The organism is Amycolatopsis sp. 3B14, from assembly GCF_050958625.1.
GTDB classification, from domain to species: Bacteria; Actinomycetota; Actinomycetes; order Mycobacteriales; family Pseudonocardiaceae; genus Amycolatopsis_E; species Amycolatopsis_E thermoflava.
In genome coordinates, this window is sequence record NZ_JBHZEN010000068.1 from 82,241 (window position 1) to 94,999 (window position 12,759).

14 protein-coding genes are annotated in these 12,759 nt (G+C 69.5%); 1 reads left to right on the forward strand and 13 read right to left on the reverse strand.

Annotation, left to right across the window (positions count from 1 at the left end):
• Positions 1-75: 75 nt before the first annotated feature.
• The 12 genes from atpD to ACCP09_RS33495 all read right to left on the reverse strand — a co-directional run bounded on the left by atpD (position 76) and on the right by ACCP09_RS33495 (position 10,823).
• Positions 76-1,500: a F0F1 ATP synthase subunit beta gene (gene atpD / locus ACCP09_RS33440; protein WP_017987310.1), complete on the reverse strand. Its 1,425-nt coding sequence runs from the start codon at positions 1,498-1,500 to the stop codon at positions 76-78.
• Complete coding sequence (locus tag ACCP09_RS33445; protein ID WP_400984857.1) at positions 1,501-2,454, reverse strand: F0F1 ATP synthase subunit gamma; 954 nt, start codon at positions 2,452-2,454, stop codon at positions 1,501-1,503.
• Between the two features lie 8 nt (positions 2,455-2,462).
• Complete coding sequence (atpA, locus tag ACCP09_RS33450) at positions 2,463-4,106, reverse strand: F0F1 ATP synthase subunit alpha (protein WP_017987308.1); 1,644 nt, start codon at positions 4,104-4,106, stop codon at positions 2,463-2,465.
• Between the two features lie 50 nt (positions 4,107-4,156).
• The gene (locus ACCP09_RS33455) at positions 4,157-4,975 is read right to left on the reverse strand and encodes a F0F1 ATP synthase subunit delta (protein WP_431901795.1); all 819 of its coding nucleotides are present in this window, start codon (positions 4,973-4,975) and stop codon (positions 4,157-4,159) included.
• Between the two features lie 11 nt (positions 4,976-4,986).
• A complete protein-coding gene (locus ACCP09_RS33460; RefSeq protein WP_017987306.1) occupies positions 4,987-5,541 on the reverse strand; it encodes a F0F1 ATP synthase subunit B in 555 nt (184 codons plus the stop codon).
• Between the two features lie 29 nt (positions 5,542-5,570).
• On the reverse strand, positions 5,571-5,828 hold the full coding sequence (locus ACCP09_RS33465; RefSeq protein ID WP_017987305.1) for a F0F1 ATP synthase subunit C: 258 nt from the start codon (positions 5,826-5,828) through the stop codon (positions 5,571-5,573).
• Between the two features lie 63 nt (positions 5,829-5,891).
• Complete coding sequence (atpB, locus tag ACCP09_RS33470; protein WP_027932038.1) at positions 5,892-6,674, reverse strand: F0F1 ATP synthase subunit A; 783 nt, start codon at positions 6,672-6,674, stop codon at positions 5,892-5,894.
• 371 nt (positions 6,675-7,045) lie between these two features.
• Positions 7,046-7,477, reverse strand: coding sequence for a hypothetical protein (locus ACCP09_RS33475; protein WP_020417786.1), 432 nt, complete (start codon positions 7,475-7,477; stop codon positions 7,046-7,048).
• Positions 7,474-8,634 carry a glycosyltransferase family 4 protein gene (locus tag ACCP09_RS33480; RefSeq protein ID WP_020417785.1) on the reverse strand — a complete coding sequence of 387 codons (1,161 nt, stop codon included), beginning with the start codon at positions 8,632-8,634 and terminating at the stop codon, positions 7,474-7,476. The genes ACCP09_RS33475 and ACCP09_RS33480 overlap by 4 nt, the downstream gene beginning before the upstream one ends.
• On the reverse strand, positions 8,634-9,284 hold the full coding sequence (locus ACCP09_RS33485) for an L-threonylcarbamoyladenylate synthase (RefSeq protein WP_378334381.1): 651 nt from the start codon (positions 9,282-9,284) through the stop codon (positions 8,634-8,636). The genes ACCP09_RS33480 and ACCP09_RS33485 overlap by 1 nt, the downstream gene beginning before the upstream one ends.
• 305 nt (positions 9,285-9,589) lie before the next feature.
• On the reverse strand, positions 9,590-10,453 hold the full coding sequence (prmC, locus tag ACCP09_RS33490; RefSeq protein WP_020417783.1) for a peptide chain release factor N(5)-glutamine methyltransferase: 864 nt from the start codon (positions 10,451-10,453) through the stop codon (positions 9,590-9,592).
• 22 nt (positions 10,454-10,475) lie between these two features.
• Entirely contained in the window at positions 10,476-10,823 is a 348-nt protein-coding gene (locus ACCP09_RS33495) for a MerR family transcriptional regulator (protein ID WP_017987299.1), read from the reverse strand.
• A 59-nt stretch (positions 10,824-10,882) separates the two neighbouring features.
• Between ACCP09_RS33495 and ACCP09_RS33500 the strand changes: the two genes are divergently transcribed.
• A complete protein-coding gene (locus tag ACCP09_RS33500) occupies positions 10,883-11,644 on the forward strand; it encodes an alpha/beta fold hydrolase (RefSeq protein WP_433752743.1) in 762 nt (253 codons plus the stop codon).
• A gap of 3 nt (positions 11,645-11,647) precedes the next feature.
• On the opposite strand, the gene prfA is transcribed toward ACCP09_RS33500, so the two are convergent.
• On the reverse strand, positions 11,648-12,718 hold the full coding sequence (prfA, locus tag ACCP09_RS33505) for a peptide chain release factor 1 (RefSeq protein ID WP_027932041.1): 1,071 nt from the start codon (positions 12,716-12,718) through the stop codon (positions 11,648-11,650).
• Positions 12,719-12,759: the final 41 nt, after the last annotated feature.

Here is a 12,759-nt window from a genome sequence, read left to right on the forward strand (position 1 = left end):
ATAGGTTCGCGACCGGTTACGACAACGGCGGGGTGAGAGTCCTTAAAGGACACCCGCCCCGCCGTCGTCCCGACATCACTTGCCGGTGAGTTCCTTGTACTTCTTCTCGAGGTCCTCGAGGCCACCGATGCCCAGGAACGCCTGCTCCGGGTAGTGGTCGAACTCACCCTTGCTGATCTTGTCGAACGCCTCGACGGTCTCCGCGCGCGGCACGGTCGAGCCCGGCTGGCCGGTGAACTGCTCGGCGACGAGCATGTTCTGCGACAGGAACCGCTCGATGCGGCGGGCCCGCTGCACGGTCAGCTTGTCCTCTTCGGACAGCTCGTCCATACCGAGGATCGCGATGATGTCCTGCAGCTCCTTGTACTTCTGCAGGATCCGGATGACCTCGGAGGCCACCCGGTAGTGGTCCTCACCGACGATGGCCGGGTCGAGGATCGTCGACGTGGAGGCCAGCGGGTCCACGGCCGGGAAGATGCCCTTCTGGAACACCGACCGGGAAAGCTCGGTGGTGGCGTCCAGGTGGGCGAACGTCGTGGCCGGGGCCGGGTCGGTGTAGTCGTCCGCAGGCACGTAGATCGCCTGCATCGAGGTGATCGAACGACCCTTGGTCGAGGTGATCCGCTCCTGCAGCTCACCCATCTCGTCGGCCAGCGTCGGCTGGTAACCCACGGCCGAGGGCATGCGGCCCAGCAGGGTCGACACCTCGGAACCGGCCTGGGTGAACCGGAAGATGTTGTCGATGAACAGCAGCACGTCCTGGTTCTTGACGTCGCGGAAGTACTCCGCCATCGTCAACGCGGACAGCGCGACCCGCATACGGGTGCCCGGCGGCTCGTCCATCTGGCCGAAGACGAGCGCGGTGTCGTTGATGACGCCGTCCTCGCTCATCTCCAGGAACAGGTCGGTGCCCTCACGGGTGCGCTCGCCGACACCGGCGAACACCGAGGTGCCACCGAAGTTCCGGGCGACACGGGTGATCATTTCCTTGATCAGAACCGTCTTGCCGACGCCGGCACCGCCGAACAGGCCGATCTTGCCACCCTGCACGTACGGGGTGAGCAGGTCGATGACCTTGAGGCCGGTCTCCAGCATCTCGGTCTTGCCCTCGAGCTGGTCGAAGGCGGGCGGCTTGCGGTGGATGCTCCAGCGCTCCAGGTCCGCGCCGTAGCCCGGCTGGTCGAGGCAGTCGCCCAGCGCGTTGTAGACGTGGCCCTTGACCTCGTCGCCGACCGGCACCGAGATCGGGGCGCCGGTGTCGATCACCTCGGCGCCGCGGACGAGACCGTCCTGCGGGGCCAGCGAGATCGTGCGGACGAGGTTGTCGCCGAGGTGCTGCGCGACCTCGAGGGTGATCGTCTTGCGCAGCTGCTCGAACTCGACCTCGACCTTCAGCGCGTTGAACAGCTCGGGCACGGCGCCGCGCGGGAACTCCACGTCGACGACCGGGCCGGTCACCGAGACGATCCGGCCCTTGGTCCGGGTTTCAGTGGTGGTCATCTACTCATCACTTCCTACAGCGGCGAGCGCATCGGCCCCACCGACGATTTCGCTGATCTCCTGCGTGATCTGGGCCTGCCGCGCCTGGTTCGCCAGCCGGGTGTAGGTCTCCACCAGCTCGCTGGCGTTGTCCGACGCCGACTTCATGGCGGTGCGCCGGGCGGCCAGCTCGGAAGCGGCCGACTCGAGCAGAGCCGAAAAGATCCGCGTGTTGATGTACTTCGGCAGCAGGGCCGACAGCAGCCGGTCCGCGCTGGGCTCGAACTCGTACGCCGGGAGGATCTCGCCGGGCTGAGCGGCGCCCTCCGCGCCGTCTTCCACGTACTCGACCTCGAGGGGCGCCATCCGCTTGGCGACCGGGGTCTGGGTCAGCATCGACTTGAACTCGGTGTACACGATGTGCACCTCGTCCACGCCGAGGACGCCGTCCTCGCCCGGCCCGTTCGCGTCGTCGTCCGCGCCGGCGAGGAACGCCTTGGTCAGCGTCTCGCCCGCGGCGGCGGCGTTCTCGTAGTGCGGCTGGTCCGAGAAGCCGGTCCAGCTGTCGACGACCTCCCGGTTGCGGAACCGGTAGTAGTTCAGGCCCTTGCCGCCGATGACGTAGACCTGGGGCTCCTTGCCCTCCGAGCGCAGCAGCGAGAGCAGCTCCTCGGTGGCCCGCAGCACGTTGGTGTTGTAACCACCGCACAGGCCCTTGTCACTGGTCACCACCAGCACGGCCGCCCGCTTCGGGTTGGGCCGCTCGACGAGGAACGGGTCGTCGAGGCTCGCGGCCCCGCCCGCCAGGGCGGAGAGCACCTTGGTGATCTCCTCGGCGTACGGGCGCGAAGCCTCGACGCGTGCCTGGGCACGGCCGATCCGCGAGGTGGCGATCAGTTCCATCGCCTTGGTGATCTTGCCGATCGATTTCGTCGCCCGGATCTTTGCCCGGAGCTCGCGAAGTTGCGCCATCAGCTATCCGGTCACTTCGTCGGGGCGGGCTTGTTGACCTTGACGGTCTCCTGCCCGACCTTGTCGGCGTCCATCGCCTCGGCCTCGGCCTCGTTCACGAGCTGCTCACCGGAAGAGGTGGTGAAGCCCTTCTTGAACTCGGCGGCCGCGGCGGCGACGCGCTCGGCGAGCTCGTCGGTCCACTTACCCTTGTCGCGGATCTCGGCGAGGATGTCGTCGTGCTTGTGGCGGATGTTCTCCAGCAGCTCGGTGTTGAAGCGAGCCACGTCCTCCACCGGCACGTCGTCGAAGTGCCCCTTGGTGCCGAGGTACACGGTGACGACCTGCTGCTCGACCGGGATCGGCGAGTACTGCGGCTGCTTGAGCACCTCGTACAGGCGGGCACCGCGGTCCAGCTGGGCGCGCGACGTCGGGTCCAGGTCGGAGGCGAAGGCGGCGAACGCCTGCAGCTCCTGGTACTGGGACAGGTCGATCCGCAGCGAACCGGACACCGTCTTCATCGCCTTGATCTGCGCGTCACCACCGACTCGGGAGACCGAGGTGGTCACGTCGACCGCGGGGCGCTGACCCGAGTTGAACAGGTCGGACTGGAAGAAGCACTGACCGTCGGTGATCGAGATGACGTTGGTGGGGATGTAGGCCGAGATGTCGTTGGCCTTGGTCTCGATGACCGGCAGACCGGTCAGCGAGCCGCCACCCAGCTCGTCCGACAGCTTCGCGCAGCGCTCGAGCAGCCGGGAGTGCAAGTAGAAGACGTCGCCGGGGAACGCCTCGCGGCCCGGCGGGCGGCGCAGCAGCAGCGACAGGGCGCGGTAGGCATCGGCCTGCTTGGACAGGTCGTCGAACACGATCAGGACGTGCTTGCCCTGGTACATCCAGTGCTGGCCGAGGGCCGAACCGGTGTAGGGGGCCAGCCACTTGAAGCCGGCGGAGTCCGACGCCGGGGCCGCGACGATGGTGGTGTACTCCAGCGCGCCCGCGTCCTCGAGGGACTTGCGGACACCGGCGATGGTGGAGCCCTTCTGGCCGACGGCGACGTAGATGCAGCGGACCTGCTTGCTCGGGTCGCCGGTCGCCCAGTTGGCCTTCTGGTTGATGATCGTGTCGACGCAGACCGCGGTCTTGCCGGTCTTGCGGTCGCCGATGATCAGCTGGCGCTGGCCGCGGCCGATCGGGGTCATCGCGTCGATCGCGGTGATGCCCGTCTGCAGCGGCTCGGACACCGGCTGGCGCTCCACGACCGAGGCGGCCTGCAGCTCGAGGGCGCGGCGGTCCTCGGCCGGGATGTCGCCGAGGCCGTCGATCGGCTTGCCGAGCGGGTCGATGACGCGGCCGAGGAAGCCCTCGCCGACCGGGATCGAGAGGATCTGGCCGGTCCGCTTGACCTCCTGACCCTCCTCGATCTGCTCGTAGTTGCCGAGGATGACGACACCGATCTGGCGCGGCTCCAGGTTCTGGGCCACCCCGAGGATCCCGCCGGGGAACTCCAGCAGCTCGTTGGCCATGGTCGAGGGCAGACCCTCGACGTGGGCAACGCCGTCGCCGGTGTCCACGACGACGCCGACCTCTTCCCGGTTGACTTCGGGTGAGTAACTCGAGACGTAGTTCTCGATCGCGCTACGGATCTCGTCCGAGGAGATCGTCAGCTCCGCCATGTCGTTCCCGCTCTCTCGTTCCTGCAGGTGTGCAAAGTCTTTGTGTGGTGTCAGGCCAGCTGCCTGCGCAGCTCGGCGATCCGGCCCGCGGTGCTGCCGTCGATGACCTCGTCGCCCACCCGGACGACGAGCCCGCCACCGAGGCGGGCGTCGACCTCGACGTGCAGCCCGATCGGGCGCCCGTAGATCCGGTGCAGCTGCTCGGCCAGCCGCTCCCGCTGCTCCGCGGACAGCTCGCTCGCGCTCGTGACGTACGCGACCGAGCGCTCGCGGCGCTGCGCGGCCAGCTTGACCAGCTGGTCCAGGTTGAACCCGACGCTGCGGCCCGCCGACCGGCCAACGACCTGCTCCACCAGGGCAAGGGTGATTTCGTCCACCTTGCTCTGCAGCAGCTCGCGCACCAGCCTGCGCTTCGCGTCGCCGGGTGCCGTCTGGTCGGACAGCGTCTGCTCCAGCTCCGGGTTGCTCACCACGATACGGGCGATCCGGAACAACTGGTCCTCGACGGCGTCGAGCTTCCCGGCCTTCTCCGCGCTGGTGAGCAGCGCGTTGCGGCCGAGCGACTCGACCCCGTCGACCAGTTCCCGCGGGCTGGACCAGCGGGCCGCGACCACGGCGTCGAGCACGCGCAGGGCCTGCTCGGACACCTTGCCGGTCAGCAGCGCGCGGACCAGCCGGGTGCGGGCCTCCGGGTCGGACGAGGCGTCGGCGACCGCGCGGCGCAGCCCGATCTCCCTGCCGAGCAGGTCGACCACGGCCAGCAGCTCGTTGCCGAGGGCGGCCGAGTCCGCGCCGGCCTCGCCGGTGACCTCGGCGAGCCGGGTCTCGGCGGAGGCGAGCGCTTCGCGGCTCGCGGCGTGCAGCGTCAGCGTCATCTGGACTACTTTCCTGCTCCGTTACCGGCGCTGCTGCCGAGCTCGGCGAGGAACCGGTCGACCGTGCCACGGCGACGGACCTCGTCCTCGAGGTGCTCCCCGACGATCCGGCTCGCCAGCTCGATCGAGTTGCGGCCCAGCTCGTTGCGCAGCTCCGTGACGATCTGTGCCTTCTGGGCCTGCAGCGCGGCGTGGCCCTGGGCGATGATCCGGGCGGCCTCGTCCTGGGCCTCGGCCCGCAGCTCTTCCTTGATCCGCTCGGCCTCGAGGCGAGCGTCGTCACGGATCTTGGCGGCCTCGGAGTAGGCGTCCTTGAGCTGTGCCTGGTACTTCGCGAGCGCCTCTTCGGCTTCGGCCTGCGCCTTCTCCGCCTTGGCGATGCCACCTTCGATGGCCGCCGTGCGCTCTTCGTACATCTTCTCGAAGCGCGGCACGGCGAACTTCTTGAGCAGCCACAGCAGGATCAGGAAGGCCACCAGGCCGAGGATGATCTCGCTGAGATGCGGCAGCACCGGGTTCGGCGCCTCTTCCGCGGCCAGCACGATCTGGGTCTTCACCACAACGACTCCTTCAGCGGTGAGCGGTTAACTCAGGCGGCGGAGGCGATGAAGTAGACGACCAGACCGATCAGGGCGAGCACCTCGGTAAGCACGAAGGTGGTCCAGGCGATACCCATGAGCTTGCCCTGGGCCTCCGGCTGACGGGCGGTGCCGTTGATGACGGCGGCCCAGATCAGACCCACACCGATGCCCGGGCCGATCGCACCCAGACCGTAGCCGATGGCGGCGAGGCCCGGGTTGATGCTGGAGGCGGTCTCGGCGGCCTGGGCAAGAACGATGTTGCTCACTTGCGTTTCCCTTTCACTCGGTCCGCTACCACGCGGATCGGGGGCTTTTCGGTTCGTTTTCTTCTAGTGGTCTTCGGCGAGCGCGGCGCCGATGTAGTTCGCCGACAGCACGGCGAACACATACGCCTGGATCACCTGGATCAGCGCTTCCACGAAGGTCATCAGGATGGCGAACGCCCACGAGACCAGCGAGATGGGCTTGAAGACCCCGCCCGCGTGGAGCAGCAGGAACTCGCCCGCGAGCGTGAACACCAGCAGGATCAGGTGGCCTGCGAACATCGCGGCGAACACCCGGACCGCCAGGGTGAGCGGGTTGAGGACGAACTTCTGCAGGAACTCGATCGGCGTCAGCAGGATGTAGATCGGGCCGGGCGCGCCCGGCGGGACGGTCGCGTGCTTGAGGTAGCCCACGAAACCGTGCCGCTTGAACCCGACGTAGTGGTACACCGGGTAGACCACCAGCAGCGACAGCGCGATCGGGAAACCGATGTGCGAGAACGTCGGGAACTGGAAGATCGGGATGATCCCGAACAGGTTGTTGATCAGCACGAAGCTGAACAGCGCCAGCACCAGCGGGATGAACGGCTTGAAGTCCTTCGACCCGATCTGCTCACGCGCGATGCCGTTGCGCGCGAAGTCGTAGACGTACTCGGCGGCGAACTGCGCCTTGCCCGGCACGACCTTCAGCTTTCGCGAGGTCAGCAGGAAGAAGGCCGCGATGATGATCACCGACAGCACGACCAGGATCATCGGCTTGGTGACGCCGAGGAAGATCGGCGGCAGGTCGAAGTCTCCGGCACCCGGGGGCGCGAACGTGTCGCCCTCGGCCAATACCAGCGCGCCCAACTGGGCTCCTTCCGGTTCTCCCGGCCGGCGTTCACTCCGCCGGGGGAATCGTCACGATCTGGACTTAACGTACCCGATACGTTTCGGGTGCTTGGAGGCGGATCCCCTGAGTGAACAGCGCGTGTACTTTCAGCCACCTGGGGGTTTCGGCACTACGATCTCCGACGGCAGAATCAGCCAGGCCGGCTCAGGGGCCATCCGTCTCGATCGCCACGTTGCCGGTCGGGTTTCCGCATCGGGAGCGCGGCCCGAAGGCCCCACCTCCACAGTGCGGACGATACCAGCCGGTAAATCGACACCGTACGGGCGTACTCCTTAATTGGTTCCCACCCGTTGGAGTGCCGCCGGAATCCGGCGCTGACCTGCGGAAGTCAGCTCGGGATGATCGTCGGGATCTTGGTCTTGCGGAAAGCCAGGAACTCCGCCGCGGCCCAGACCAGGATCACCGCCAGCGTGGTGAACGCGAGCGCGTAGCGGTTGAACGCGTCGACGCCCTTGAGGGCGGTCATGACGCCGAACAGCACCAGCACCTTGAGGATGTAGCCGCCGATCGCCACCGCCATCACCATGAACGGGTCGAGCGCCGCCGACTTGCGCATCATGAACAGCGTGACCAGGGACGACGCGAACGCGATCGCGCCGCCCACCAGCGAGCCCAGCAGGCCCGGCACGCCGGACAGGATCGTCGACACGACCACGCCGATCACGACCGTGGCCAGCCCCGGCCACAGCGCGAAGCGCAGCATCGCGTCGGCCAGCTTGAGCACCGACTGCGCGTGCGGGTTCTCGGTGTTGTCGGTCATGACACTCCCTGGTTCCGCGACCTCAGGCGCGGAATGACGGACACGATCGCGGCGAGGACGAGTCCCGCGCCGACGATCCAGAGTACCGCCGTCGTGTCGAACAGCGTCACCGAGACCGCGCCGAAGCCGAGCAGGCCCGCCCACAGGTAGATCAGCAGCACCGCGCGGCGCTGCGAGTGGCCGATCTCCAGCAGGCGGTGGTGCAGGTGCATCTTGTCGGCCGCGAACGGGCTCTCGCCGCGCCGCGTGCGCCGGACGACCGCCATCAGCAGGTCGAGGACCGGCAGGAACAGCACCGCGACGACGACCAGCAGCGGGGACAGCAGCGCCAGCGCGTCGGAGCCGCCGAACCGGGTGTAGTTGATCTTGCCGGAGGCCGACGTGGTGGCGCCGGCCAGCATCAGGCCGATCATCATCGAGCCGGAGTCGCCCATGAAGATCTTCGCGGGCTGGAAGTTGTGCGGCAGGAAGCCGAGGCACGCGCCGGCCAGCGTGGCGGCGATCAGCGCCGGCGGGTAGACGCCGACGTCGCCGCCCTGGGAGTTGAGCAGGCCGAGCGAGAACGCGCAGGTCGCGGCCGCCGCGATGAAGCCCAGCCCGGCGGCGAGGCCGTCCAGCCCGTCGACGAAGTTCAGCGCGTTCACCAGCAGCACGACGAGCAGCACCATCAGCAGCCCGCCCTGGTTGTTGTCCAGGGTGACCACCGAGCCGAGCGCGTCGCCGTTGCCGCCCCACGGGACCCAGAACACGTTCCACTGCACGCCGAAGATGACCAGGATGCCCGCGCACATCACCTGGCCGGCGAGCTTGGTCCAGGCGTCGATCTCGAACCGGTCGTCCAGCGCGCCGATCAGCACGATGACGCCCCCGCCGATCAGCACGCCGACCGGGTCGAGGGAGAAGTCGAACGCGCGGCGCAGCACCGGCAGCTGGTGGGCCATCGCCATGCCGCCGACGACGCCCAGGTACATGCCGACGCCGCCCATGCGCGGGATCGGGATGACGTGCACGTCGCGGGCGCGCGGGTTGGCGATCGCGCCGAGGCGGATCGCCAGGCGCCGGATGACGCCGGTGAGCAGGAACGTCAGCGTCGCGGCGATGAGACCGACGAGGATGTACTCCCGGATCGGGAGGCCTGCGGTGGTTACGGGGGTCATCAGGCCGCGGTCTTCACCGGTGCGCCGAGCACCTCGCTCACCGCTTCCGCGCTCACCGCGCCCGCCCGCAGCAGCACGGGCTCGTCGCCGGTCAGGTCGACGATCGACGAGGGCACCGGCTCGCCGCTGGGCCCGCCGTCGAGGTAGACGGAGACCGACTCGCCGAGCTGCTCCTGCGCCTCCTCCGCGCTGGACGCCGGGGACCGCCCGGAGACGTTGGCGCTGGAGACGGCCATCGGGCCGACGTCGCGGAGCAGCTCCAGCGCGACCGGGTGCAGCGGCATCCGGAGCATCACGGTGCCGCGGGTGGTGCCGAGGTCCCAGCGCAGGCTCGGCGCGTGCGGGAGCACAATGGACAGATCGCCGGGCCAGAAGGCCTCGATCAGGGCCCGTGCCTGCGGCGGGACGCCGAGGACGAGACCGTCTACTGTGGACCATGAGCCGACCAGGACGCCGACGGGCAGGTCCGGGCCGCGGTTCTTCGCCCGCAGCAGCGCCCGCACGGCGGCCGAGTCGAACGCGTCCGCCCCGATGCCGTAGACCGTGTCCGTGGGCAGCACGACGAGCCGCCCCGAACGCACCGCGCTCGCCGCCGCGGCCAGCCCCTCGGCCCGCGTCTCCGGACGGCTGCAGTCGTACACCGCGCTCATGGGGTGAAGACTATTCCCGGTCGGGTAACGGCTTGGTTGCGGGTGGCGCTCATCGCACCGGCCGCGCACCGGCCGACCAACACGCCGCCACAACCAGCCAACACAGCGCGCCCACGGGCCAACACGCGGCGCCACGCGTGTTCGCCCCTCCGGGCACCGAGTTGGCCACTCCGGGCGGTGTGTTGGCTGGTCCGGGTGCCGAGTTGGCCGGTTTGGGCAGTGGATCGGCCGCTTCGGGCAGCGTGCCGGCCGGTGCGGGTGGGGTGTGGGGCGTGGCGTGTTGGGTGCTGTTGTGACGGCCGGGGTCAGCCGCGGAGGGCGGTCACGAAACGGGGGCGTCCGGCGAGGTCGCGGTGGTCCTGGACGTCCGTCAGCACCTTGCGGGACGCGACCAGCGCCGGCGCGGCCGAGCCGTGCGTGTCGTCGTGTTCGATGGCCACCCCGCCGCCGCGCTTGAGGAGGCGGCAGGCGGTCGCCACGGCCTGCCGGACCACCGCAAGACCGCCGTCCGGGGCGAAGACTGCCTGCGGCGGGTCGAAGTCGACCACCTCGGGCGGCAGGTCGCCGCCCGGCGGGACGTAAGGCGGGTTGCACACCACCAGGTCCACCAGGCCGTCCAGCTCGGCGAAGATCGTGCTGTCCCCGACGTCGCCGGAGTACAGGCGGATCGGCGTGTCCCCCGCCGCGGCCTGCTTGTCCGCGTTGTGCCGCGCCCACGCGAGCGCGTTCGGGTCGATGTCCACGGCGTAGACCACCGCGTCCGGCCGCTCGTGCGCGATCGCCAGCGCCAGCGCGCCGGAACCGGTGCAAAGGTCGACCACCACCGGGTACTCGCGGCCGTGGATGAGCCGCAACCCCCACTCGACCAGCAGTTCCGTCTCCGGCCGCGGGATGAAGACACCAGGGCCGACGTCCAGGGTGATGCCGGCGAATCCGGCCCACCCGGTGAGGTGCTGCAGCGGCACCCGCTTGGCGCGCTGCGCCACCAGCTTGCCGATCGCCTCGACCACGGGCGGGTCGACGAGGGGCACGAGCGGCAGGCGACCGCGGTCGACGCCGAGCACGTGCGCGGCGATGAGTTCGGCGTCGGCACGCGGGGACGCCACCCCCGCCTCCTCCAGGATGCGCATCGCCTCGAGGATCGCCAGTCGCAACGGTTGCCGCTTCACGCACCCAACTTTTCCACAGCGGTCATCCGCTCGCGGGGACGTATGCCGCGAGCGCCCCGCGCGTCTGCCGGAGATCATCGATGCGCTCGTCCAGCGCGTCGAGCTGCTCACGCAGCGTGCGCACCAGCGACGGGCACATCTCCAGCTCCGGCTTCTCGCCCCGGGCGCAGGGCAGCACCTCCCGGATCACGCACGTCGACAGCCCGGCCGCGAGCAGCGCGCGGATCTGCCGGACGGTGACCACGGCGTCGTCGTCGTAGACCCGGTAACCGTTCGTGTCCCGGCGCGGCACCAGGAGCCCCTGCTCCTCGTAGTACCGCAGCAACCGCTGGCTGACCCCGGTCCGGGCGGACAGCTCCCCGATCCGCATGCGACCTCGCTCACTCGAAAGTTGACCTTCACACCGGTGTCAGTTCCTAACGTCGCGGCATGACCGAACATTTCTCGCACGTCGTCCGCGGATCCGGCCCCGGCCTGCTGCTCGCCCACGGCGGTGGCGGCGGCATCGAGGCGAACTTCGGCCCGATCCTGGACGACCTCGCCCGCACGCACACCGTGGTCGGCCCGGACTACCCGGGCAGCGGGGCGACACCTCGCAGCGACGGGCCGCTGACCCTGGACGGGCTGGCCGACTCCGTGGTGGCGACCGCCGTGTCCGCCGGCGTGGAGCGCTTCACGATCCTCGGCTATTCGCTGGGCACGGCCGTCGCGGTGCGCGCGGCCACGCGGCACCCGGACCGGGTGACCGGCCTCGTGCTGACCGCCGGGTTCGCCCACCCGACGAACCAGATGCGGCTCGCCGTCGACGTGTGGCGGGAGCTGCTGGACCTCGGGAACAAGGAGCTGCTGGCGAAGTACCTGACCTTCGCGGGCGTGGGCGCGGGGTACCTGAACGCGCTGTCGCCGCAGGAACTCGAGGGCGCGCTGGCCGGGCTGGCCGTTCCCGAGGGCGCGCCGGAGCACGTGGACCTGGTGGCGTCGGTGGACACCCGCGCCGAGCTGGGCCGGATCACCGTGCCGACGCTGGTCATCGGTACGCGACAGGACGTGCTGGTGCCGATCGGCGTGCAGCGCGAACTGGCCGACGGGATCCCGGGCGCGGAGTTCGTGGAGATCGCGAGCGGCCACTCGATGCAGGCCGAGGCCCGCGACGAGTGGCTCGCCCGGATCAGGGACTTCCTGGACCGGTAGGGGTCACTGGCCCGCGGTGGCCAGGCGCTCCTCGCGGTCGGCGGCGGCCAGGGCGTCGAGCACGGCGTCCAGGTCGCCGTCCAGGACCTGGTCCAGGTTGTACGCCTTGTAGTTCACCCGGTGGTCCGAAATGCGGTTCTCCGGGAAGTTGTAGGTGCGCACCCGCTCCGACCGGTCAACGGTCCGGACCTGCGACTTCCGCGCGTCGGCGGCCTTGGCGGCGGCCTCTTCCTCCGCCATCGCCTGCAGCCGTGCCTGCAGCACCTGGATGGCGCGGGCCCGGTTCTGGATCTGCGACTTCTCGTTCTGGCAGGACACCACGATCCCGGTCGGCAGATGCGTCACGCGCACGGCCGAGTCGGTGGTGTTGACGCTCTGCCCGCCGGGGCCGGACGACCGGAACACGTCGATGCGCAGGTCGTTCGGGTCGATCTCGACCTCGACCTCCTCCGGTTCCGGGTAGATCAGGACACCCGCGGCGGAGGTGTGGATCCGGCCCTGCGACTCGGTCGCCGGCACACGCTGCACGCGGTGCACGCCGCCTTCGAACTTCAGGCGCGCCCACACCCCGTCGGCATCCGTGCCCTTGCTCTTCACCGCGACCGTGACGTCCTTGTAGCCGCCCAGGTCGGAGTGCACCGCGTCGAGGACCTCGGCCTTCCAGCCGTGCCGCTCCGCGTAGCGCAGGTACATGCGCAGCAGGTCGCCGGCGAACAGGGCCGACTCCTCGCCGCCCTCACCGGACTTGATCTCCATCAGGACGTCCGAGCCGTCGTACGGGTCGCGCGGCAGCAGCAGCTCCGTCAGCCGGGACTCCAGCTGCGGGATGCGCGCCGCGATCTCCTCGGCCTCGGCCGCGAAGCCCGCGTCCTCGTCGGCCAGCTCACGCGCGGTGCCCAGGTCGTCCCGCGCCTGGTCCAGCTCGTTGATGACCTTGACGATCGGGCTCAGCTCGGCGTAACGGCGGCCGAGCTTGCGCGCCCGGCCCTGGTCGGCGTGCACGGCCGGGTCCGCCAGCTGCTTTTCCAGATCGGCGTACTCGGCGAGCAGCCCGTGCAGGGAAGACGAATCCACGACCGAACCTTCCTCTTGATGGCCTCAGGACACAAAAGCGG

What these genes read in the sequence shown, in the direction of transcription:
- atpD (WP_017987310.1), bottom strand. Translation starts at nt 1,500, where the DNA reads ATGACCACCACTGAAACCCGGACCAAGGGCCGGATCGTCTCGGTGACC.
- ACCP09_RS33495 (WP_017987299.1), bottom strand. Translation starts at nt 10,823, where the DNA reads ATGCGGATCGGGGAGCTGTCCGCCCGGACCGGGGTCAGCCAGCGGTTG.
- ACCP09_RS33485 (WP_378334381.1), bottom strand. Translation starts at nt 9,284, where the DNA reads ATGAGCGCGGTGTACGACTGCAGCCGTCCGGAGACGCGGGCCGAGGGG.
- ACCP09_RS33500 (WP_433752743.1), top strand. Translation starts at nt 10,883, where the DNA reads ATGACCGAACATTTCTCGCACGTCGTCCGCGGATCCGGCCCCGGCCTG.
- ACCP09_RS33475 (WP_020417786.1), bottom strand. Translation starts at nt 7,477, where the DNA reads ATGACCGACAACACCGAGAACCCGCACGCGCAGTCGGTGCTCAAGCTG.
- atpA (WP_017987308.1), bottom strand. Translation starts at nt 4,106, where the DNA reads ATGGCGGAGCTGACGATCTCCTCGGACGAGATCCGTAGCGCGATCGAG.
- ACCP09_RS33480 (WP_020417785.1), bottom strand. Translation starts at nt 8,634, where the DNA reads ATGACCCCCGTAACCACCGCAGGCCTCCCGATCCGGGAGTACATCCTC.